Source organism: Hoeflea prorocentri (assembly GCF_027944115.1).
Taxonomy (GTDB): domain Bacteria; phylum Pseudomonadota; class Alphaproteobacteria; order Rhizobiales; family Rhizobiaceae; genus Hoeflea_A; species Hoeflea_A prorocentri.
Genome location: NZ_JAPJZI010000001.1, coordinates 546,386 through 567,872 on the forward strand (window position 1 = coordinate 546,386; position 21,487 = coordinate 567,872).

At 54.8% G+C, this 21,487-nt stretch carries 19 protein-coding genes; 14 read left to right on the top strand and 5 right to left on the bottom strand.

Features of this window, described 5'->3' with window-relative positions:
• The first annotated feature begins 72 nt into the window (after positions 1–72).
• The 7 genes from OQ273_RS02520 (at position 73) to OQ273_RS02550 (ending at position 7,313) form a co-directional block, all read left to right on the top strand.
• Complete coding sequence (locus OQ273_RS02520) at positions 73–1,368, top strand: ABC transporter substrate-binding protein (RefSeq protein WP_267988898.1); 1,296 nt, start codon at positions 73–75, stop codon at positions 1,366–1,368.
• A gap of 72 nt (positions 1,369–1,440) precedes the next feature.
• Positions 1,441–2,346 carry a branched-chain amino acid ABC transporter permease gene (locus tag OQ273_RS02525; RefSeq protein ID WP_267988899.1) on the top strand — a complete coding sequence of 302 codons (906 nt, stop codon included), beginning with the start codon at positions 1,441–1,443 and terminating at the stop codon, positions 2,344–2,346.
• Positions 2,318–3,325 (top strand): branched-chain amino acid ABC transporter permease, encoded by a 1,008-nt coding sequence (locus OQ273_RS02530; protein WP_267988900.1) that lies wholly within the window; start codon positions 2,318–2,320, stop codon positions 3,323–3,325. Before OQ273_RS02525 ends, OQ273_RS02530 begins: the two co-directional genes overlap by 29 nt.
• Positions 3,322–4,074: an ABC transporter ATP-binding protein gene (locus tag OQ273_RS02535; RefSeq protein WP_267988901.1), complete on the top strand. Its 753-nt coding sequence runs from the start codon at positions 3,322–3,324 to the stop codon at positions 4,072–4,074. The genes OQ273_RS02530 and OQ273_RS02535 overlap by 4 nt, the downstream gene beginning before the upstream one ends.
• Positions 4,074–4,733 (top strand): ABC transporter ATP-binding protein, encoded by a 660-nt coding sequence (locus OQ273_RS02540; RefSeq protein WP_267988902.1) that lies wholly within the window; start codon positions 4,074–4,076, stop codon positions 4,731–4,733. Before OQ273_RS02535 ends, OQ273_RS02540 begins: the two co-directional genes overlap by 1 nt.
• A 206-nt stretch (positions 4,734–4,939) precedes the next feature.
• The gene (locus OQ273_RS02545; protein WP_267988903.1) at positions 4,940–6,472 is read left to right on the top strand and encodes a citrate lyase subunit alpha; all 1,533 of its coding nucleotides are present in this window, start codon (positions 4,940–4,942) and stop codon (positions 6,470–6,472) included.
• Between the two features lie 4 nt (positions 6,473–6,476).
• Positions 6,477–7,313 carry an HpcH/HpaI aldolase/citrate lyase family protein gene (locus OQ273_RS02550; protein WP_267988904.1) on the top strand — a complete coding sequence of 279 codons (837 nt, stop codon included), beginning with the start codon at positions 6,477–6,479 and terminating at the stop codon, positions 7,311–7,313.
• A gap of 100 nt (positions 7,314–7,413) precedes the next feature.
• Here OQ273_RS02550 and OQ273_RS02555 read toward each other — a convergent pair whose 3' ends face one another.
• The 5 genes from OQ273_RS02555 to OQ273_RS02575 all read right to left on the bottom strand — a co-directional run bounded on the left by OQ273_RS02555 (position 7,414) and on the right by OQ273_RS02575 (position 13,137).
• Positions 7,414–7,830 (bottom strand): c-type cytochrome, encoded by a 417-nt coding sequence (locus OQ273_RS02555; RefSeq protein WP_267988905.1) that lies wholly within the window; start codon positions 7,828–7,830, stop codon positions 7,414–7,416.
• 112 nt (positions 7,831–7,942) lie between these two features.
• Entirely contained in the window at positions 7,943–9,658 is a 1,716-nt protein-coding gene (locus tag OQ273_RS02560) for a GMC family oxidoreductase (RefSeq protein WP_267988906.1), read from the bottom strand.
• A 167-nt stretch (positions 9,659–9,825) separates the two neighbouring features.
• Positions 9,826–10,575 (bottom strand): SDR family oxidoreductase, encoded by a 750-nt coding sequence (locus tag OQ273_RS02565; protein ID WP_267988907.1) that lies wholly within the window; start codon positions 10,573–10,575, stop codon positions 9,826–9,828.
• 18 nt (positions 10,576–10,593) lie between these two features.
• Positions 10,594–12,057, bottom strand: coding sequence for an aldehyde dehydrogenase family protein (locus OQ273_RS02570; RefSeq protein WP_425493404.1), 1,464 nt, complete (start codon positions 12,055–12,057; stop codon positions 10,594–10,596).
• A 141-nt stretch (positions 12,058–12,198) separates the two neighbouring features.
• Positions 12,199–13,137 carry a LysR family transcriptional regulator gene (locus OQ273_RS02575; RefSeq protein WP_267988909.1) on the bottom strand — a complete coding sequence of 313 codons (939 nt, stop codon included), beginning with the start codon at positions 13,135–13,137 and terminating at the stop codon, positions 12,199–12,201.
• Between the two features lie 118 nt (positions 13,138–13,255).
• Here OQ273_RS02575 and OQ273_RS02580 point away from each other — a divergent pair, with 118 nt between their 5' ends.
• The 7 genes from OQ273_RS02580 to OQ273_RS02610 all read left to right on the top strand — a co-directional run bounded on the left by OQ273_RS02580 (position 13,256) and on the right by OQ273_RS02610 (position 21,417).
• On the top strand, positions 13,256–14,380 hold the full coding sequence (locus OQ273_RS02580) for a CaiB/BaiF CoA transferase family protein (RefSeq protein ID WP_267988910.1): 1,125 nt from the start codon (positions 13,256–13,258) through the stop codon (positions 14,378–14,380).
• A gap of 12 nt (positions 14,381–14,392) precedes the next feature.
• Entirely contained in the window at positions 14,393–14,878 is a 486-nt protein-coding gene (locus tag OQ273_RS02585; protein ID WP_267988911.1) for a hypothetical protein, read from the top strand.
• 281 nt (positions 14,879–15,159) lie between these two features.
• Positions 15,160–16,314 (top strand): ABC transporter substrate-binding protein, encoded by a 1,155-nt coding sequence (locus tag OQ273_RS02590; protein ID WP_267988912.1) that lies wholly within the window; start codon positions 15,160–15,162, stop codon positions 16,312–16,314.
• A gap of 100 nt (positions 16,315–16,414) precedes the next feature.
• On the top strand, positions 16,415–17,956 hold the full coding sequence (locus tag OQ273_RS02595) for a sugar ABC transporter ATP-binding protein (RefSeq protein ID WP_267988913.1): 1,542 nt from the start codon (positions 16,415–16,417) through the stop codon (positions 17,954–17,956).
• On the top strand, positions 17,953–18,927 hold the full coding sequence (locus OQ273_RS02600; RefSeq protein WP_267988914.1) for an ABC transporter permease: 975 nt from the start codon (positions 17,953–17,955) through the stop codon (positions 18,925–18,927). Before OQ273_RS02595 ends, OQ273_RS02600 begins: the two co-directional genes overlap by 4 nt.
• A gap of 10 nt (positions 18,928–18,937) precedes the next feature.
• Positions 18,938–19,942: an ABC transporter permease gene (locus tag OQ273_RS02605; RefSeq protein WP_267988915.1), complete on the top strand. Its 1,005-nt coding sequence runs from the start codon at positions 18,938–18,940 to the stop codon at positions 19,940–19,942.
• Positions 19,943–19,962: 20 nt separating this feature from the next.
• Complete coding sequence (locus tag OQ273_RS02610; RefSeq protein WP_267988916.1) at positions 19,963–21,417, top strand: aldehyde dehydrogenase family protein; 1,455 nt, start codon at positions 19,963–19,965, stop codon at positions 21,415–21,417.
• Positions 21,418–21,487: the final 70 nt, after the last annotated feature.

Consider the following 21,487-nt stretch of genomic DNA (forward strand, 5'->3'; position numbering starts at 1 on the left):
CAGAGTAAGTGGTGGCCACTGTACTCTTGTAGTGGAATCGGGCCTGAACCGACTTCGACAAGGGAGGACACAATGAACTTCAAGAAACTTTTGCAGTTGGCCGTTCCGCTGGTGTTTGCGGCGACATCTGCCTTTGCGGCGGAAAAACCCGAAAAGCTCCATATCGGAATCACGGCGTTTCTTTCCGGTCCAGCCGCGGTCTTCGGTGTCCCGGCAAAGGCAGCAGCCGAGATGATGATTGAAGACATCAATGAGGCCGGCGGTATCGGTGGTGTTCCATTGTCTGCAACCTTCATCGATGAAGGTGCCGGTGGAGAGGCGTTGCTTGCCGAGTACCGGCGTCTGGTTCAGGACGAGGGAGTAGATGCAATGTTCGCATCCATCTCCTCCGGCAATTGCAACAAGATTGCTCCACTCGCCGATGATCTAAAAATCCTGAACATTATGTGGGATTGCGGAACGCAGCGGATATTTGAAGAGAACGATTACCGCTATGTGTTCAGGACTCAGTCAAACGCGACGCCGGAGATGTTGTCGGCGGTTCTTTACCTTCTGAAAACCAAGCCTGACTTCAAAACGATTGCGGTTGTCAACCAGGACTACTCGTGGGGACGCGACAGCTGGGAAATCTTCTCAACCGCCTTGAAGACGCTTAAGCCGGATGTCGAAGTCGTTGCGGAGTTTTTCCCGAAATTCGGCAGTCCTGATTTCTCGACTGAAATCTCCCGTCTGCTGGCCTTGCGGCCGGACGTTATTCTTTCAACGTCCTGGGGCGGCGATCTCGACACATTTGTCCGTCAGGCCAGCCAGAGGGGTCTTACCAACAATTCAACCCTGGTTCTTCCCCTTGCCGAAAGCTCACTCGAGAGACTGGGTGACGCCCTGCCATCCGGCCAGATTGTGGGAACCCGCGGAGACCACTATTTTCTCCATCCGGAAAAACTGAGTGACCCGGCATTCACCGGCTTCGTGGAGGAGTTCAAGGATGCGACCGGTTCGTATCCCATCTATCCCGTCTATCACATGAGCCAGGCACTCAATGCCTTCAAAGGCGCCTATGAAAAGGCCATGGAAGCAAACGGAGGAGAGTGGCCGGACAAGGAGCAGGTTGTCGATGCGATGACGGGTCTGACATTTGTCGGCCTTGGCCGGGAGGTGACGATCCGTGAAGACGGGCAAGGCGTGGAAGATCAACTGCTGGGCACGACCGTCAACTCGGACGATTATGACTTTGCGACGCTCGGTCAGATCATGATCTTCGATGGCGATCAAATCACGACACCGGTCGGAAAAGTATCTGCCGATTGGCTTAAGGCGCTCAATCCTGACTTTATTGATGCCGTTAACGTCGACACGTTTGAGCAGTAAAAAGGACTTCAATGAGCGGGCAGCCGACAAAATGTGCTGCCCGCCTTTGTGGAAAGTCTGGAGCTCAGCAAGATGAATATTCAGCTGATTGCATTGGCTTTTTTTGACGGCGTTGCTTATGCGGCGCTCGTTTTCATGGTGGCGGTGGGCCTGACGCTCATATTCGGAGTGATGCGCATCCTGAATGTCGCGCATGGCTCCTTCTACGCCATAGGCGCATATTTTACCGTCTCCGTTGGTGGTGCGATATTTGCCGCTGGATACTCTCACTGGCTGGCATTTCCGCTCATGATGGTAACCGCGGCTCTCGTCGGCGTGGTCATCGGCGGCCCGATTGAACGATTTCTGTTAAAGAGGATATACGCGAAGGAAGACGTCCTGCAGCTGCTGGTCACCTTTGCCGTCTTCATGATCTTTGAGGACGTTCAGCGTCTGATATGGGGCGCTCAGCCCTATTTTGACAGTTCGGCCCTGACGCTGATGGGCAACATCGAGGTGCTCGGAATATCCTATACCGCGTACCAGCTTTTGTTTCTGCCCATTGTGGCCGTCGCTGTGCTGATTGGCCTGAGGCTTTTTCTCAGGAAAACCCTCGCGGGAAAGCTGGTTCAAGCAGTGACAGAGGACCGCGAGATGGCGACAGCCATCGGAATTGATGCCGACAAGGTCTTTCTGATTACCTTTGTCATCGGCGCCGCCCTTGCGGGTTTTGGCGGGGCGCTGGCATCGGCAACCACATCCGTTGTGCCCGGTATGGGCGCGGACATGATCGTTCTTTCATTCGCTGTCGCGGCCACGGCCGGTCTTGGTCAGGTGGAGGGAGCTGCGGTGGCCGCCCTTCTGATCGGTTTGGGCAGGAGCTTCGCGGTTTATCTGATGCCGGAACTCTCCGTTCTGGTTCCGTATCTCATCATGCTCGCTGTCCTTCTGCTGCGTCCGGAAGGCCTGTTTGGCAAGCAACAATTGCGAAAGATTTGAGGAAGAAGTGCTCAACTACCGCTTCGTAATCCCGCTGGGCCTGATTGCTCTGGTAGCAGTTCTTCCAGTCTTTGTGCCGTGGGCAAAGATCGTGCTGACACTTGCATTCGCCAAGGGATTGGCTGTGCTTGGTATCATCGTCCTTTTGAGGGCGGGACAGGTCTCATTTGGTCATGCCCTCTATTTCGGCGTGGCTGCCTATGCATCGGCATTCCTCGGAAGGCAATTCGCCGGCGGCGAGCTGATTTCCATGCTGCTCGTGGGCTTGCTGGTGTCAGGAGCACTCTCGATTGTCGTCGGTCTGTTTGTCGTACGATACAGGGGCATCTTCTTTGGAATGCTGAACCTGGCATTCTCGATGATCCTCTATTCCGTTCTGGAGAAATTCTATCACCTTACCGGTGGGTCGGACGGTATGCAGGTCGCCCGGCCGACGGTTCTGGGTCTCAGTCTCGAAAGGGATAACTTCGAGGTTCTTCTGTTCTACGGTACGGTGCTTGCCGCGATTTCGGCAGGTTTCGCCGTTCACAAATTCCTTCGATCGCCAATCGGTCAAATCTACCAGGCGATAGCAACCAACGAAACCCGACTTGAATATCTTGGTGTGTCAGCGCGAAACACCCTTCTGACCGGGTATGTCATCTCCGCTGTTCTTTGCGGTCTCGGCGGTTCAATCATGGCCGTCGCCCAAGGAATTGTTACCCCTGAATATACGTGGTGGATACGCTCCGGCGAGTTTGTTTTTATCGCCGTACTGGGCGGATCCGGGTCCGTTGGCGGCGCATTCATAGGCGCGATCACATACGAGCTGGTTCGCACTTATGCGGCGGCCTTTGCCGCAGATATCTGGCAAATGGTGCTTGGTTTCTTCCTCCTGGGCATCATTTTGTATGCGTCCCGCGGTCTCTACGGACTTTACGATGATCTGCTAAAGCCGCTTGATCTGAAGCTGGCCCGATCCAGGGGAGCCGGCAAATGACCAGAAACACGGTTTTGGAAACCAGAGGCCTTGAAATCCGATTTGGCGGCGTGGTTGCCGCCGACAACGTCAATGTGCAGATTTTTGAAGGGCAAAATCTGGCAATTATCGGACCGAATGGGGCGGGCAAGACGACGTTTCTCAATATCTGCACGGGATATGTCAAACCCACTCATGGAACCGTCGAGTTTTTCGGCAAGGATATCACTCGAAAGTCACCGCGGCAGATCACACGTCTCGGTATTGCGAGGGCTTTTCAGATCCCTCAACTGTTCGCCGATCATACGGCTCTGGAGAACCTTCTCATTGCGGCGTCGGCGCGCACACGAAACTGGGCTCCCTTTCAGGATCTGGACGATATTCCGGAAAAGGATGAAATGAACGACCTTCTGAGACTGGTCGATTGTCAGGACGTCGCCAATCAGTTGGTTTCGGAGCTGCCGGAAGGCAAGAGAAAACTTGTCGACATTGCCATTGCACTGGCCCTGAAACCAAAATTGCTGCTCCTCGATGAACCAACGTCAGGGGTTGCATCGGCGGAGAAGTTTCAAATTATGGATATCCTTCATCATGCACTTGCCGAGGCGCAGGTCACAAGCGTTTTCGTTGAGCACGATATGGCAGTTGTCGAAAAGTATGCAGACGAGGTTGCTGTATGGTCACTCGGAGCGGTGCAAATGCGTGGTACGCCTGAGGAAATATTATCCAACCCGGAAGTGCGCCGCGATGTCATTGGTGAAGTGTTGTAATGCTGGAGTTTTCGTCCGTTAACGTCTCGGTCGGTGGCGTCAGAATACTGCGGGACCTTCACTTCGAGGTTGGTGAAGCACAAACGGTCGCTTTGATCGGTCACAATGGCGCCGGTAAAACCACGACTCTTCGCACTGTCATGGGATTGATTGAGAAGACCGGCACGATTGAGTTTGATGGCGTCAGTTTGGACAGTGTTGCGCCGTCGGGCCGACCGGGATTGGGCATCGGCTACGCGCCGGAAGATCGCCGTTTGTTTTCATCCTTCACGGTTGAAGAGAACATTCTGCTTGCGGGAGAGGTCGCGGGCCTTGATGCAGGTGAAATGCAGCGGCGGAGATCCCGCATTGACGAAATTCTGCCGGAACTACGGGAGCTTGGAAACCGGCCAGCCGGTGGTGTTTCCGGCGGCCAAGGCAAAATGGTTGCGCTGGGCCGTGCGTTGATGATCGGTACCAAGCTGATCATGCTTGATGAGCCGTTCCAAGGTTTGGCTCCGGCCCTCGCCGTTCGATATGCGGATGCTTTGCGACGCCTGAGAGATGCAGACAGGTCCGTCTCGATGATAATCACAGAGTCAAATCCTGCCCTCCTTGACGATTTTGCTGATCGCGTCTTGATGATGGAACGCGGAGAAATCACGGAGAAAGCACGGTAGCGGTTGATCCGGGTTTCCAGAAATCACAAGAGCCCTGCGCCGTTGCCGTCAGGCAACAGGGCCCGTCCATGGCCAATCCCGATGATACACACCGACATTTCTGAGGCTGCCGCATCATTTGGGTTCAAACAGGAAAAACTTGAGGTTGAAACAGGTGCAATCGACGCTCATTTCAAAGGGCACATGATTGGAGATGATACCGGCCGATGACAAAAGGCGTAAAACACAAAGACCGATTGGCATTGGGCGCGACAAATCAGGGTCCACTTGCCGGAATTACCGGCAACAGTGTTGTTCGAGCAGCTTTGCAAAAGACATCCGGGCCAAAGGAGCGCGCCGGTGAACTGCTTTTGTTGTCGAGTATCGATGAGGTCTTCGAAAGGTTTGACATCGACAGCGGTTCAACCCTGGCGTTTCATCACCATTTCCGCAATGGCGACCGCGTTTTGCAGGCTGTTGTCGATTGTGCAGCAAAACATGGTGTTGACGATCTCACCATTGCCGCAAGCTCCATTTTCCCTGTCCATGCCGGGCTCGTACCGCACATTGAAAGTGGCGTCATAACGAACATTGTGACCGACTACATGACAGGTCCGGTTGCAGATGCTGTCACCGCCGGATTGCTGAGCGGAACCGTTGTTTTCCAAAGTCATGGGGGTCGAGCGAGAGCAATTTCGTCTGGAGAACTTCCAATCGATTTTGCATTTGTGGGAGCCTCTTGCGCTGATCGTTCAGGAGCGGCAACCGGCCGGCAAGGTCAGCTGGCTTGCGGACCACTCGGATACTCAATGGTCGATGCGGCCCATGCCAGGGCAACCATAATCCTGGCGCATGAGATATCTGTCGAGGCGATCGGCAAAGTTGATATTCCAGCATCTCAGGTCGACGCCGTTGTGCCGTATCCCTATCCCGGCCTACCTGATGGCATTTCATTTGGATCAACAGTTCCCCTTCGCAGCCCCGAGGCCGATCTGATTGGCCGGCGCACTGTCGATGTCATTCGAGCGGCGGGCCTGTTTCGCGACGGATTCTCGTTTCAAACCGGCGCCGGTGGGTATCCACTTGCTACGGTGCCGCACATTGGCCGCCTGCTCGAAGAAGAGGACCTTGTAGGAGAATTTGTGTCCGGTGGCATAACTGGTGCGCATGTGGAAATCGCGCGACAGCGACATGTGAAGTACATCAAGGATGTTCAGTGTTTTGATCAGGCCGCCGTGGCCTCTTCCACGACGGATGTTTTTCATCTGCCAATGTCTGCTGCCGAGTATGCCTCTCCAATTTATCCGAACCCGATCGTGGATAATCTCTCGGTCATGGTTCTCGGTGCCTCGGAAGTGGATGCGAACTTCAACATCAACGTCATCACGGGTGGAAATGGCAGGATCATAGGCGGTCCGGGTGGCCATCCTGATGCTGCGTCCGGAGCAAAACTGACGATCGTGACAACACGCCTGGCCGGAGGAGGCTATGCAAAACTGGTCGAAGAGGTGGGCTGTATTGCGACACCGGGAGATGACGTGGATGTCGTGATAACAGATGTCGGAATTGCCGTGAATCCTAAGAAACCGCAGCTGGTTGAAGATCTTGAAAACTCCGGCACTCGAACAACCCCAATCGCAGAACTGATTGATCAGGCAAAGGGTCAGGCGTCGCGGACCCGAAAGCAAAATGCCGGAGAGGTTTGCAGCCTGGTGGAGGATCGGAACGGCCATTTACTGGACGTCATATTGGGAGACTGAGGCATTGAGTTTGAAATCGATATTGTTTGTTCCTGCGCTTCGGATTGATTTGCTCGAAAAGGCTGTGAAGGGAGCCGCCACGGCGATTTGCATCGATCTGGAGGACTCCATTGCTCCGGAATTGAAATCAGAGGCGCGGGCCAGACTCGGCGATTGCATTTCCCTGTTGGGGTCGGCTTCCAAAACGGCGCTTCTGCGCGTGAACAGTGAGCCGGAACTCCTGTCAGCCGACTTGAAGCATCTTTCCCCTGAATTCGACTATGTTGTCCTTCCCAAGGTCGTCAGTTCCGGACAAGTGGACGGTGTCGGTTCGGAGCTTGATCGACTGTTTGGGGGCGGGGGACCGGGGATCGTCGGTCTTGTTGAATCCGGGGCGGATCTCGACCGGCTTCGTCAGGATACCGAACCTCTTCATGCGCGTGTCGCGGGAATGGCCCTGGGAACCGAGGATCTTTCAGCTGACTTTTCGACCAATGCGGATGCCGAAATCATCCGGCACTGTTATTTTGAGCTTGGCATTTTGTGCCGACGTTGGAATGTCTCCCTGCTCGGATATCCCGGTTCCATTGCCGAATACAAAGATCTGGAGCGGTTCCGCCTGGGGGTGTGGCGAGGCGTCGAAGCTGGTGCAAGCGGAGGGTTTTGCATACACCCGTCCCAAGTCGACGTCCTCAACTCTGCCTTTAGCCCCTCGGACGAAGCGGTAGCGAATGCCCAACGCATTGTCGATGCGTTTGAAGCCGCGATTGCAAAGGGTGAAGGCGTTTGTTCCCTTAACGGGAAGATGATTGACCGACCGATCTATCTGAATGCGAAAGCCGTTCTGTCCCGCGCGATGTGAGGAACTCCCTCAAACGGACGCGTATCTTATTTGCTCACACGACGAAGGGACCGAACGATCCGATGGCCCGCAGTCACGTTTCAAGGAGCACCAACCCCTCTTAGTTCCCTGACAAGGAGGTTAGATAAGCTGCTATATCGATCCCACCTTCCGCCAGCGCATAGGGCATCTTGGAGCGGATATCCAAGCCGGTTGCTTCCTCCAGAAAGACATTCGGGTTCGCTACGAAATCTGCAAAGTTCTGTGGTGTCCAAACCAGACCAGCCTCGCGCGCTTCAATAAGCCCGGGACTATATTTGTATTTTTCGAGACCGGCAGCAGGCCGCCCGATCACACCGTATAGATTTGGCCCGGCACTGCCACCGCGCACAAGGCGCTCTGTGCCAATTCGCACCTCATGGCAGGCTTTACAGTTGCGATATAGTTTCTCGCCGTTTTGTACATCGCCTTCAGCCATCGCCAGGGTGGTGGAAGCGACTAACATCGCTGTGCTTAGAAGCCTATGAGAAATAGTCATGAAACAAGCCACCGTAAAAAAGCTTCAAGGGCGCAGCGCCCATCGGGAGGTAATGGGCGCTGCGTGGAGCAATGCCGATATACGGCACATGCCCTGGGGAATAACCGAAGCCCTAGGCGGACTGTGCGATCATGTCACCAGCTTTCCATCCAATGACCATGGAAGGTGCGTTTGTGTTGGAGGTCGTGATTGACGGCATCACGGATGCATCGGCGACACGAAGTCCTTCAATACCGTAGACTTTGAGTTCCGGATCGACGACGGCAGCATCTCCCACACCCATCTGACAGGTTGATGTGGGATGGAAGTAGGTGTTGAGCGATTTGCCCAGGAATTCCCTCCATTCCGCATCCGTCAGATCTCCATCCTTCTGCGGAAGTGACTCGCGTTTGCGGAACGGATCATAGGCCTTGTCCGCTCCGATCTCCCGGCAAATCTCCGTTGCCCGGCGATACGCAACCCAGTCCTGCTCTTCCTTGAGGTAGTTTGCCTCAATGAGCGGTGCGTCCGACGCAAGGTTGGATTGCAGTTTGACAAATCCGCGCGAATGCGGACGGGCAACACCGGACAAGATGCAGTAACCATCCGTGTAATCGAGCTTGTGTCCGGTTGAAGCGAACGGAACCGAGACATAGAGCATGATCATATCCGGAGCCGTTAACCTGCTGTCGGAACGCTCCCACATATAGACTTCCGAATGGTTGTAGTGGGAAACCGGTACCGGGCCGCTTGCCTCGTAGTTCACCCCGGCACCAAGAACGTGGTCCTGAAGGCCTTGTCCGACCGGAAGATCCACGACTGCATCAATGCCGACCGCCTTGAGGTCTTCGGCGATGCCGATACCCGACAGCATGAGCAGTTTGGGGGAATCGATTGCACCTGCAGACAGGACAACTTCCTTGGCGGCATTTACAGATACAGGCTCGTCATTGTGAAGATAGGTGACGCCTGTACACTTCGTGCCATCCAGGTTGAGTTTTTGAACCGGCGCATCGGTCAGAACCGTAACATTTTTCATGTCCATGACCGGCCGCAGGAACGCGGTGGCGGAAGACTGACGTCTTTGATCCTTGATATTGAAATCCACCCAGGCCTGGCCCGACATGCGTTCCGAGTTGAGGCTCGGCGTTTCCTTGTAGCCAAGGCTGGAGCAGGCATCCATAAAGGCTTTGGCGCCTTCGTGCTTATGTTCGTCTTGCGGCTGGGAAATGAAGATCGGTCCGCTGGTGCCTCGGTTGTCGCCGCCGGGTTCGTAGGTTTCCATCGCCATGAAATGCGGAAGCATCTCTTCAAACGACCAACCGGCGTTGCCGTCATAGGCCCAGCTGTCCCAGTCGCTGCGATGACCGCGAGCAAATATCATTGCGTTGAGCGCAGACGTGCCGCCAAGAACGTTGCCGCGCGGCCAGAGATGAGTCCGTCCGTCAGCAAAGTTCTGGGGGGTCGTCTCAAACCACTTTGTGGCGTCCGTGCCCAGTGAGGCGGCCCACAACCGGGAATCGTGAACTTCCTCCAGATCGTCATTGCGACCGGCTTCAAGGACCAGGATGCTGGCACCCGTTTTGGCCAGTTGGTGAACCACTGCCGCACCGGCCGAACCGGTACCGATTACAATATAGTCGAATTCTCCAGCTGGTTTGTCTGTGCTGGTGGTTGATTGAGCCAGGGCCTTGCCGGACCAAGATGTGGCCAATGCACCGGCCATGCCGGCAGTCACGCCCAGCGCCATTACTTTTTTGATGAATGAGCGCCGGCTCATCGCTCCCGAGTTGAATTCCAGGACGGCTTCTTCCAAAGCGCCAGGTTTATTTGAAGAAAAATAGGACATATGCTCCTCCCATGGAGCCGGAGGGTGGCCTCAGGCTCTGTTGCTGCGGACTCTCGTCCAGTTGTGGACCGAAGTCCGTTCACGAGTGGCACGTCGGGGTTAGTTGGACCTGAGCCCGGCGTGTCATGTTTTGCTCAAATCATCCGAGCAAAATTGGATCGTCCATGTCAGATCGTTCTGCCACCATCGACCTCCAGGATTACGCCGGTGATGAAATTCGCTTCGTCCGATGCCAGGTATAGAGCAGCGTTTGCCATGTCTTCCGGCTCGCACAGTCGGCCAAGCGGAATCGTCGATAGGAATTTCTCCCGGTTTTCCGGTGTGTCGGGCATGCCCATAAATGTTTCCAATAGAGCCGTTGCGCCCATGACCGGCGCGAGACAACAGACACGTATTTTGTCGGGAGCAAGTTCGACCGCCAGACCCTTGGTGAGGAGATTAACGGCGCCCTTTGAGCTGTTGTACCAGGTCAATCCGGGTCGCGGACGTATGCCGGCGGTTGAGCCGACATTGATCATGACACCGCCGCCTGCATCTCGAAAATGCGGTACGATTGCCTTGGTCATGTGAAAAATGCTGTCCACATTGACTTCGTAGACGCGTTTGAACGTTTCGAAATCAACATCCAGCAAGGGTTGATTTCGATGGCTCCAACCAGCGTTGTTGATGACGATATCGATCTGCCCAAAAGCCTTGATCGTTGTCTCTACGCTCTCAGCGACATCTTCTGCTTTCGAAACATCACAGCGGATTGGACAGGCGTGGTTGCCGATTTCCCCTGCCACGTCTCTGGCACCGGCTTCGTTAAGGTCAACGACGGCAACCTTTGCGCCTTCCCTGGCGAACCGTCGCGCGATTTCCCGACCAAAGCCGGACGCCGCTCCGGTAACAAGTGCCGTTTTTCCTTCAAGTCTCATAGTTTCTCCGATCGCCACTCAACCATGGTTCTGAACTATCGTTTTGAGCTGCGAGAATTCATGCAGCGCCGCAAAGCCCTTTTCACGCCCGTGTCCAGATTTTCTGACGCCGCCAAACGGCAGTTCTATCCCGCCACCGGCGCCGTAAACGTTGAGGAATACCTGGCCGCATCGCAGTGCTTTCGCCATACGCATCTGGCGACCTCCGTCCGCGCTCCAGACCGAGGCAACCAGGCCATAGTCGGTATCATTGGCAATGCGGATCGCATCCGCCTCGTCCGTAAATGGGATGCAGGAAAGGACCGGGCCAAAAACCTCTTCCTTGGCAAGCGGGTCATTTTCCTCGACCGGCCCGAACAATGCGGGCGCAACAAAGTGCCCTTCGGAGGGTGCGTTTTCCGACAGCTTTCCCCGGGCAAGCAGCGGCGCCGCTTTGTCTCCCGCGTTGTCGATAAACCTCTGAACACGCTCTTTCTGCTTTGCAGAGATCAGGGCTCCGAGGTTGCCCGCTTCAGACCACGGAGCAGCGATGAGATCTTCGAAGCCCTGTTTCAGACGGTTTGTAACGTCTTCGAATATGCTCTTCTGGATGAGCGCCCGCGAACCCGCAGAACACGTCTGCCCTCCATTTTGAACGATTGCGTTGAGCAATACCGGGATAGCTGCGTCCAGATCGGCATCTTCAAACACGATTTGAGGAGATTTGCCGCCAAGTTCCAAGGTGCAGCCGATATGGTTCCTGGCGGCTGCGGTTTGAACCATGACGCCAACCTCGGGCGATCCCGTAAAGGAAATGAAATCCACGCCCGGATGTGCGGTCAGTGCAGCTCCGGCTTCATGACCAAGTCCGGTAACCACATTTATCGATCCGTTTGGAAAACCGACTTCAGTCGCCAATTCTGCAATTCTAAGGGGGGCAAGGCAGGCTTCTTCGGCAGGTTTGAGCACAATCGCGTTGCCCATGGCGAGGGCCGGGGCACAGGAACGCCCAAACATCTGGGCAGGGTAGTTCCAGGGAATGATATGTCCGGTAACGCCAAAGGGTTCCCGAATTGTCTGGACCTGAAACCCGGCCATGAACGGGATCGTTTCGCCATGTACCTTGTCTGCCGCTGCCCCATAGAACTCAAAATACCGGGTGGTCGCGATCATATCGGCTTGCGCTTGGGAGAAAGGCTTACCCGTATCCATTGCCTCCAATCTGGCCAGTTCGTCGGCATTTTCCGACACTTTGATTGCAAGCGCGTGGAGCAATCTGCCACGGTCAACAGCCGTAAGCCTGGACCATTCCCCGCCGTCAAAGGCACTTCTGGCCGCGCGCACGGCCATATCTATTTCTCTTGTTCCACCAGCCGCAATATTTGCGATTACTTGTCCGTCACTAGGGCAGTGAAGCTTTATTGTCTTGTCGCCATCGGCCGCAACTTGCTGCCCGTCAATCAGGCAGTGCTTGACAGGTGTCGCGGAGCGGGGATTGTTTATTTCCATCTTCTTTCCAACTTCCTGCCGTTTGCTGGCGGCATAAAACAGTTGCGAAGAATGGTATTGAGATGGGCGCGTTCCCACAACGTAGTGGTTTGCAATCACCCATATAGGTATAAGCTATAGCCGGAATCCAACGCCTCACTTCGCGCAGAATTCCCCCTTCCAGATGTCGCGCTCAACAAGTTCCTTGACGACTGAGACCGTCAGTTTCTGCACTTCTCTTGAAGCCCTTTTGAGAACCTTGTCGGGATTTCTGACCAGATAAACCGATCGACGTATTGTGGGCTCGACGATCGGAGCGCTGACCAGTTCACCCTGGTTTTCGAAATCGTAGGCTGCCGCCGGGGCCAATATCGTGCTGGCGCTGCCTCTCGAAACCAGGGATTTGATCTGGGTCAGAGAGTCCATCTCTACCACCACATTCAGCGTTTTGCCGGAGGACTTGCAGAAGCGGTCAATCAAGATTCTCAACCCGTGCGATTTGGACGGCAGAACCAGCTCCACCGTTTTCAGTTTCTCCATGGGAACAGGGCAGCCGGGAGGCGTATCAAAGGGCCAATTGTCTTTGGCGGAATAAAAGTACATATCCTCATTCAAGAGCAGTTTACTCTGACTGCTGCGCAAGTTGTTGGTGTCATAGAGAATTGCCAAATCAATACTTTGGTCGTCGACCCAGTCCTTGATAAAACCGCTCATCGCATCAACGGCCCGAAATCTGATCTGAGGATAATCGTTTCGGATTGTCTCGACCAAAGGAACAGACAACACCATGGAAACGGAACTGGGAAATCCAAAAACCACCATTCCGGTTGGTTCGGTGCCGGCAAGGCGCACGTCTTCCATTGCGACGTCAACATTGCTGAGTATTTTTTTGGCGTGTTCAAGAAATGTTGCGCCGGCCTCTGTCAGCGTGACACCACGCGATGACCTGATCAAAAGCTCGGTGCCGATACGCTCCTCCAGATTTTTCACCTGTTGTGAAAGCGATGGCTGCGCAATACCGATTTCCGAAGCTGCCGAGGCCAAAGACCCTTGTTCCGCTACCTCAATGAAATAGCGCATCTGTCTTATTTCCATGGCTGAAACATCCTCAATAGTGACTATAGTTATTTCCTATGGCCCGTCAAGGAAACGCATATTTGCAGCTTAGTGGAGGTTAAATCACACTCAGGATGGTTCAACTGAAAGGGCGAAGATGCGCGATTTGGAGTCACTGCTGGTCATAACGTTGGAACACGCAGTGGCGGCACCTTACGCATCCTGCAAGCTCGCGGATGCGGGAGCCAGAGTTATAAAGGTGGAGCGCCCGGAGGGCGATTTCGCCCGGAACTACGATCAGCTGGTCAACGGATTGAGTGCCTATTTTATCTGGATAAACCGGGGCAAGGAATCGATCTGCCTGAATCTGAAAGCGGCTGAGGACCTGAAACTGTTCAAAAACATGCTTGCCGCCGCCGACGTGTTTATCCAGAATTTGGGGCCCGGTGTGATTGAGCGGCTGGGCATCGATATCAAGCAAGTGCGGCGCGACAATCCCAAACTCATCGCCTGTTCTATTTCCGGGTACGGCAAGGAAGGTCCAGCGAAAAACCAGAAGGCGTACGATCTTCTCATTCAGGCGGAGAGCGGGCTGAGCGCAATCAATGGAACCGAACACGGACCTGCAAGGGTCGGTGTATCCGTTTGCGATATTGCCGCTGGAATGACAGCCTACCAGGCGATTTTACAGGCACTCATAGCACGGTCCAGGACCGGTGAAGGCCGTGAGATCGAAGTGTCGCTGTTTCATGCGATGGCAGACTGGATGAATGTCCCGTACCTTCAATTCAAATACGGTGATAAGCGGCCCACGCGCATGGGGCTGTCTCATCCGACCATTGCTCCCTATGGCGCCTTTGAATGCAGTGACGGCAAAGTGCTGCTGCTGTCCATTCAAAATGAAAGAGAATGGGCCTCTCTTTGCGAGCTCGTGCTTGAGGACAAAACACTTCCGACGAGAGAGGGCTTCGACAGCAACTCAGCCCGCGTGAACAACCGCGAGCAGGTCGACCGCTTGGTTGCCGAGGCGGTTGCCAGGAGAACCAGGGCGCAGAACATCGAAACGCTCAAATCTGCTGGAATTGCCTTTGGGCGATTGTCTGAAATGGAAGACGTGGTCAAACACCCTCAACACAAATTTGTGGCAGTGGAAACAGAGACCGGAGTTGTTGATCTCCTGGCGCCCGGCGCATCGGTCGTGGGAGAAGAACACGTCTTTGCGCCTGTCCCGAAAAGGGGGGAGCACAGCGAACAGATTCGCGACGAATTTGGTTCGAATTGACACCCATCACATATGCTGGCGGACATTTGGATGCCCAAAGCTGATCGTATTTTTGATGAAATAGACCACCAGTCCTTCCCACAAACAGCCCTGCAGATCATTGCAGAACAGGGAGCAAACCGCCGAGCGTTGGGCAGGGTCGGACTGCATCTGGCCGATTTTGCCTATGGCCTGACAATGTCAGCAAAGACGCGGCGTGAAGAAGCCCTGAGCGAGGAGAGCGACGGGACGTTCGAGCTTTTCTTGAAACGTCTGACAATGAGTGGCGATCCCTACGCCAAAGGTCTGGCCTATGACACGTGGTCAGTGTTTTCACCGACGATTGAGCGCGTTGAGGTCACGTTGAACAGGCAGGCCCCGCGAGTCATCGCGGCAGGTCAGAGCATCGAAATCCTGCCCGGCGAAGTGGTCAGCTTAAAACCGCTGAATGACAGCGTTGAGATATGTTGTCTGTTTGGTATCGCTCGCAGGTTCCTGCCGCCGGCCCGTAGTCTCTAGAACAGCTCTGAGACCGTTGCCGCAGCTCTGATCCCAAGTAAACAGGCTCGGGCGACCGTTCCTATTACGCCTATTTATTCAGATGGTTAGAAGTATTCGGGTCGAGGTTTGCACTGAAGGCATAGGTATTTCCTATAGCCTTCATCGCAAATGATGCGCTTCCTTGTGAGCGGCGACAATGCACGAATAACCGCATAGGCAGTCGACTGCCTGCGAATAACTCAAAGTTGGCCGGGCGCATGGTGTTTCCCGACAACTTCAATCAGGGAGGAGACATTTCAATGTTGAAACGCTTGGCTGTTGCCGCGTTGTCTTTGCCACTTGCGCTGTCGCTTAACAATGCGGCAAATGCGGAGGGGCTTGATGAATTGCCACCGGAACTCGCTGCTGCCTATGAAGGCGTCGATGAGGGGCAACCGGTCGGACCGTCGAAATACCGCGACTGGACACCGCGTTCGGGTCCGCCCTGGAAGATCGGATATGCAAGTTCCTATGCGGGCAATACCTGGCGTGCCGAAGGCATGACGCGACTGATGGATGTGATGCTTCCGCAGTATAAGGAAGCCGGTCTCGTATCCGAGGTTAAAGTAACGCAATCCGACCTCAACGATGCGCGTCAAATCCAACAGATACGCCAGTTGGTTGACGAGGGTGTGGATGCAATCATTATCTGCTGTTCAAACCCCGTTGCGTTGAACAAGGCCGTCAAATACGCCTATGACAAAGGCGTCGTCGTGTTTTCATACTCCGGCTACCTGACGTCCGACTTTGCTCTCAATGCATCATCAAACTACACAGATGGCGGCTACCAGATCGCCAAGGCGCTGATCGAGGAAGTTGGCGGCAAGGGCAACTTCCTGCTGGTTTCGGGTATTCCTGGCGCCGCTTCATCTGAAAGCTTCGATACCGGCGCGAGACGCGCTCTGGAAGAATTTCCGGATGCGAAACTTGTTGGTCAGGTGGCAGGAAACTGGACGGACCAGGTTGCGCAGACCGAAGTTCAGAAGTTCCTTGCGACCAACCCGGCAAAAATCGACGGAATCATTGCGCAGGGCTCGCAAGAGACCGGGATATTGAAAGCCGTCCTTCAGTCTGGCCGCGATGTGATGCCGATCTCTCTTGCCGGTTCGGCCGGTGCCGCCTGTTATCTGAAAAAGAATCCGGGATGGATCAGCCATGCTTTCCAGATTTGGCCTCCCGGCGATGAAATGGAGCTTGGCTTCAACTCAGTCATTCGCACGCTTCAAAATCAGGGCCCGAAAGTACAGTCGATCTTGCGGCCGGTCTATCGTGTCGAAGCTGCCGATTACGTAGCCTCCCTTCCTGAAGACTGCTCAATCGACAGCACCGCCTACATCCAGCCGGGTATCGATATCTGGTTCGACAACGAGCGGGCTGCCGGCTACTTCCTCCGCCCGAAAGATCCGCTTGAGTAGGCCTGTTGTTCTCAGATCAAACAACGAGGTCGGCAAGATAGCTTCTTTGCCGACCTCACTTCGCGATTGTCGCATTCAAAAAGACCGGGCACACGCATAAATGCCACTTGTAACACTGAAGAACATCTCAAAAAACTTCGGCGAGACTCATGCGCTCCGCGGTGCGAACCTGGAAACCAGGTTAGGGGAAATACACGCTATTGTCGGCGAGAATGGCAGTGGCAAGAGCACCATGGCCAAGATCATATCGGGTGTCATTGTGCCAGACGCCGGATCCGTGGAGGTTCTTGGCGTTCATCCAAAAAACCCCAATGACGCCATCGCGGCCGGTGTCTCCACGATCTTCCAGGAAATCATGCTGGCGGAAGACCTTACGGTCTATGAAAACACCTTTGCCGGCAGCGACAGCCTTTGGACCAAAAAATACTCGGTTGCCGAAAAGCGAAAAATCACAGGAGAGATACTGGGCAGGCTGGTGGGCGAGCCGGTCAATCCAGACGCAATCGTGCGAACTCTGCCGTTGAACATCAAACAATGGATCGTCATCGCCCGAGCCATACTGAACAGGCCAAAGGTTCTGATCTTTGACGAAAGCTCCGCCGCACTGGATCTGGAGGCTACAAACCGGCTCCATGATGAGATGCGCAAACTCCGTGATGACGGATCCTGCGTGATACTTGTCACCCATCGCATAGCTGAGTTGGTCAAGATTACCGACAGTGCGACCGTTCTGCGCGATGGAGAAACCGTTGGCCGCCTTTCGAAGGAAGAAATTACTGAAGAGAACATCCTGAAAATGATGTCCGCGTCATCTTCCGCGGAGGCCTCTACTCAAGCCAGAAAGGTGATTTCGACCGAGCAAAAGCCGGTCCTGTTTGTTGAGGGCTGCAAAGTCACGCCAGACGCGAAGCCGTTTGATTTCAAAGTACACGCCGGTGAAATCGTTGGTATCGCCGGATTGGATGGAGCCGGGCAAACCGAGTTCTTGAGGCAATTGTCCTGTATCGAAGCGCCGGCGGCGGGTCAGGTTATGGTCTGCGACAGCTCGGTAGAGACTCATGAGTTGGCATCGCTGGCGGAAGCGGAAGACGCCGGCATCACCTATGTGTCCGGCGACAGAAAGCTGGAAGGCATTTTCCCGAACCTTTCGGTATTCGAAAATTTCGGCGTCGCGCTTATGGACCGGCTGACCCGCAGGAGCGGGGTCATCGCACGCGATCTGATCGGTGCCAAACTGGATGTTGAAATGGAAAGGCTGGCGATCAAGCTTGGGCACAAGTCCGACAAAATTTCGACGCTCTCCGGCGGCAATCAGCAAAAGGTTCTTATCGCGCGCGCCTTTGCCAGATCACCGCGTGTCATTGTCCTGAACGACCCTGCCAGGGGTGTCGATGTCGGTACCAAACAAGATCTCTACAAACACCTGCGTGAATTCGCCTCCAATGGCGGTGCTGTCGTCTACCTCTCATCTGAAATCGAGGAATTCTACAACTTCGCGCACAGGGCAGACGTTTTTGTAAACAAAACCATTTTCGCGTCGTTCAAAGAACAGGACATCAATGAAGACCATGTCCTGTCTGCCATGTTTGGAAGAACCGGCCACATTGAATTTGATGCACAAGTGGAGGCTACAGTCAGATGACTCAGATCCTTCATCACCTTCGAGGTCAATTCAGCCATCTTATCGTGCCGGCAGGCCTGGTCGCCGTCCTGCTGCTGATCTGCGCCTTCAGATCGCCGCAGCTGTTCAGCGCTGTCGGGGCGGCCGGAGCAATCCTTGTATCCGCACCCCTTATTCTCGCAGCAATGGCCATCACGCCAATTGCCATGGCCGGAAGGGGCGGTGTTGATCTGTCGATCGGACCAGCCATCGGCTTCATCAATGTAACGATCGTCACCTGGCTGACCAGTTGGGGCTTTGAAAGCCCGGTGGCGGTGTTTGTATTCGCGATCGTCGTCGGGTGTATCTGGCAAATTCTGCTTGCTTCGATGATCGTATTCGTTCGCGTCTCACCGATCATCGTTTCCCTGGCAGGATTCATGATTCTGTCAGGTGTCAATCTGGTCATTCTGCCGCGACCAGGAGGTCTTGCGCCGGACTGGCTCTCCGACTGGGGATACGGCACCGAGCTTTTCAGCCCGGTCCTGTTTGTTCTGATCGCGGCCTTCGTTCTGTGGTTCCTCTTTCAACGAACCGCGATGTTCCAACACATCCGATTGATGGGCGCTGACGAAAAGACAGCGTACACGGTTGGCATCAACATCAACGTCGTGCGGTTTGCGGCGCATCTGTCTGCAGGCGTTTTGACCGGCCTCGCGGCTGTCTGTCTGACCGGCCTCATAGGTTCAGGAGATCCGTCGCAGGGCAACACGCTGACCCTGCAAGCCATTACCGCTCTTGTTCTGGGTGGCACGTCACTTGCCGGCGGAAGGGGCGGCGTCGTCGGGTCGATCCTTGGTGCGATAGCCATGTATCTGATTTTCGTCGTGCTGAGCTCTTTCGATTTTGGAGCTATCTCAGGTTTCATGACGCAGATGAGCTACGGCCTGATCCTCGTCCTGTCGCTGCTGCTGACCCTCGTTGCCACCAGGCCGAAACCAGCGGCCGTTTGAAGAGGTTTTGATGGACATGCAACGACAAAACCCACTCACAGCCATCATGAGTTCCGACCACAAGGGCATCTTCCTCGGAGGCGCGCTTCTCGTCATTTTATTTTCGGCCGGGGCCTTTCTGGTCGAGGGCTTTGCCTCTTCAAACAATATCAGATCGATCCTGTTGTTGGCCGCGTTCCTCGGACTGGCTGCCCTTGGACAAACAATGGTGGCGCTGGTCGGGGGACTGGATCTGTCCATCCCGTTTGTCATCGGCGCGTCGAATATTCTGCTCGCATATCTGTTTGGAACCGGTATCCCGGCTGTGTTCTGCATCCTCATCATCGCCGTGATGGGACTTGGTATCGGTCTTTTGAATGCTGTGCTCAGCTACCGGCTCCAGGGGCAGGCTTTGATTGTCACCCTGGGCGTTGGCTTCGCCGTCGTGGGAGCGGCTCAGATTTTCACGACACTTGGGTCTCAGTATTCCGGCACCGTCTTCAGCGAGGTTCCGAAATGGTTTGCAACCATTGCATCCATCAACGGCAAGACACTGGGCCTGCCCATCCCGCCGGTTGTCATCATCTGGGCTCTGATTTCCGGGCTTGTCGTTTTTGCCACCAACCGGATGCGCCGAGGCCGGGAAATCTATGCAATTGGCGGGAATCGAACGGCCGCTGCGAGATTGAGAATCTCGGAGTTCAGAGTTTGGCTGCTCACCTACGGCGTTTCCGGGCTTATGGCGTCAATAACCGGAATGCTGCTGCTTGGTTTTTCCGGCGGCGGTTTCGCCGGCGTTGGAGATCCGTATCTGTTTACGACTGTTGCGGCAGTCGTCGTCGGTGGAACCTCACTGCTCGGAGGTTCAGGGGGATATGGCGCAACGGTTATCGGCGTTCTTGTTCTCCAGGTCCTGACGTCGCTCCTGGTTGGCCTGGGCCTTAACTACGCTGCCCAGCAAACCGTATTCGGCCTTCTGATATTGCCGATGGTCGCCATCTACGCGCGAACCCCGCACATTCGAATGCAAATCTAAACTCTAAGGAGGAGGAAGAAATGAACGTGCAAGTCAATCCAGCTGAAATGAAAATCGACTTCGGCGGACCGTACGTGATGTCTATCGGGGGCAAACTTGTCGGCTCCAACGAAACATTCGAAGTCTATAATCCAGCCACCGGGGGCGTTGTCGCCAATGCGCCTGCGGGTACCCGTGAACAGATGGAAGAAGCCATTGCGGCAGCCAAAGCCGCTCAGCCCGCTTGGGCTGCCCTGAGCTTCAAAGAACGGGGCGCCTATATCGAGGCATATGCTGATGCCCTTGAAGCCAATAAGGAAGACATCATCACCTTGCTGACCACCGAGCAGGGCAAACCCCGGCATTCCATGGCGACGGTGGAGGTCGATGCGGCCATTTACTGGGTTCGCGAGGTTGCAAAAAGAGAGCTCAAGAACGAGGTCATCGAAGATACCGAAGACCATGTCGTTGAAGTCGCTCATACGCCGCTCGGTGTGGTTGGAGCGATTACTCCGTGGAACTTTCCGATCCTTCTGGGGCTTTGGAAGATTGCGCCCTGCCTGTTGACCGGCAACACGATGGTTATGAAACCTTCGCCCTACACACCCTTGGGCACGCTTCGCTTTGGCGAAATCGCGCAACAGATCTTTCCCGAAGGCGTGCTCAACATTGTTTCCGGTGGAAACGAGCAGGGGCAATGGATGACGGAGCATCCGGATATCTCCAAGATCTCCTTTACGGGTTCGACCGCAACCGGAAAGAAGGTGATGGCGTCTTCCGCGTCAAACCTGAAGCGCATCACGTTGGAACTGGGCGGCAATGATCCGGCAATTCTGCTTCCGGAGACCGACTATGAACCCCTTATTCCGGTTCTGTTTGATGCCGCATACGGCAATGCCGGCCAGTGGTGCATCGCGACCAAGCGGCTTTATGTCCACTCATCGCAGCAGAAGCAGTTTGTAGATGCTTTCGTGGCGTACGCCTCGACCAAGACCGTTGGAGATGGCATGGATCCGAACACGGATATCGGTCCGATCCAAAACACCATGCAGTACAACAAATTGCGATCCTTATTCGCTGATACCAAGGACAAGGGCTACAACATTCGCCTGGGCGGAGAGATTGACGAAAGCCTGGACGGGAATTTCGTGCCCATAACCGTTGTAGACAATCCGCCGGAAGACAGCCGCGTTGTGCAAGAGGAGCCGTTTGGCCCCATTCTTCCGATCATTGCCTATGACGATGTTGATGATGTCATCGAAAAGGCAAATGACACGGAGTTTGGACTGGCCGCTTCAGTGTGGGGCCCCGATCGTGATGAAGCCATCGAAGTCGGCAAGCAAATCGAAGCGGGCACCGTCTGGGTCAATGAAATCCACATTCATGGGATCGACATCCCCTTCGGCGGTCACAAACAATCCGGCATGGGTGTTGAAAATGGTCGCGAAGGCCTTGAAGAGTTCACCAATACGAAGACCTACATGTTCAAGAAATGACAGGTACTTCACGCATATCGCGTTCCTGCCCGCCAGGTGACGGGTGATCTTGCCGGTGGACAAGTGTTGT

What these genes read in the sequence shown, in the direction of transcription:
- OQ273_RS02520 (WP_267988898.1), top strand. Translation starts at nt 73, where the DNA reads ATGAACTTCAAGAAACTTTTGCAGTTGGCCGTTCCGCTGGTGTTTGCG.
- OQ273_RS02525 (WP_267988899.1), top strand. Translation starts at nt 1,441, where the DNA reads ATGAATATTCAGCTGATTGCATTGGCTTTTTTTGACGGCGTTGCTTAT.
- OQ273_RS02535 (WP_267988901.1), top strand. Translation starts at nt 3,322, where the DNA reads ATGACCAGAAACACGGTTTTGGAAACCAGAGGCCTTGAAATCCGATTT.
- OQ273_RS02540 (WP_267988902.1), top strand. Translation starts at nt 4,074, where the DNA reads ATGCTGGAGTTTTCGTCCGTTAACGTCTCGGTCGGTGGCGTCAGAATA.
- OQ273_RS02545 (WP_267988903.1), top strand. Translation starts at nt 4,940, where the DNA reads ATGACAAAAGGCGTAAAACACAAAGACCGATTGGCATTGGGCGCGACA.
- OQ273_RS02555 (WP_267988905.1), bottom strand. Translation starts at nt 7,830, where the DNA reads ATGACTATTTCTCATAGGCTTCTAAGCACAGCGATGTTAGTCGCTTCC.
- OQ273_RS02560 (WP_267988906.1), bottom strand. Translation starts at nt 9,658, where the DNA reads ATGTCCTATTTTTCTTCAAATAAACCTGGCGCTTTGGAAGAAGCCGTC.
- OQ273_RS02565 (WP_267988907.1), bottom strand. Translation starts at nt 10,575, where the DNA reads ATGAGACTTGAAGGAAAAACGGCACTTGTTACCGGAGCGGCGTCCGGC.
- OQ273_RS02575 (WP_267988909.1), bottom strand. Translation starts at nt 13,137, where the DNA reads ATGGAAATAAGACAGATGCGCTATTTCATTGAGGTAGCGGAACAAGGG.
- OQ273_RS02580 (WP_267988910.1), top strand. Translation starts at nt 13,256, where the DNA reads ATGCGCGATTTGGAGTCACTGCTGGTCATAACGTTGGAACACGCAGTG.
- OQ273_RS02585 (WP_267988911.1), top strand. Translation starts at nt 14,393, where the DNA reads ATGCTGGCGGACATTTGGATGCCCAAAGCTGATCGTATTTTTGATGAA.
- OQ273_RS02590 (WP_267988912.1), top strand. Translation starts at nt 15,160, where the DNA reads ATGTTGAAACGCTTGGCTGTTGCCGCGTTGTCTTTGCCACTTGCGCTG.
- OQ273_RS02595 (WP_267988913.1), top strand. Translation starts at nt 16,415, where the DNA reads ATGCCACTTGTAACACTGAAGAACATCTCAAAAAACTTCGGCGAGACT.
- OQ273_RS02600 (WP_267988914.1), top strand. Translation starts at nt 17,953, where the DNA reads ATGACTCAGATCCTTCATCACCTTCGAGGTCAATTCAGCCATCTTATC.
- OQ273_RS02605 (WP_267988915.1), top strand. Translation starts at nt 18,938, where the DNA reads ATGGACATGCAACGACAAAACCCACTCACAGCCATCATGAGTTCCGAC.
- OQ273_RS02610 (WP_267988916.1), top strand. Translation starts at nt 19,963, where the DNA reads ATGAACGTGCAAGTCAATCCAGCTGAAATGAAAATCGACTTCGGCGGA.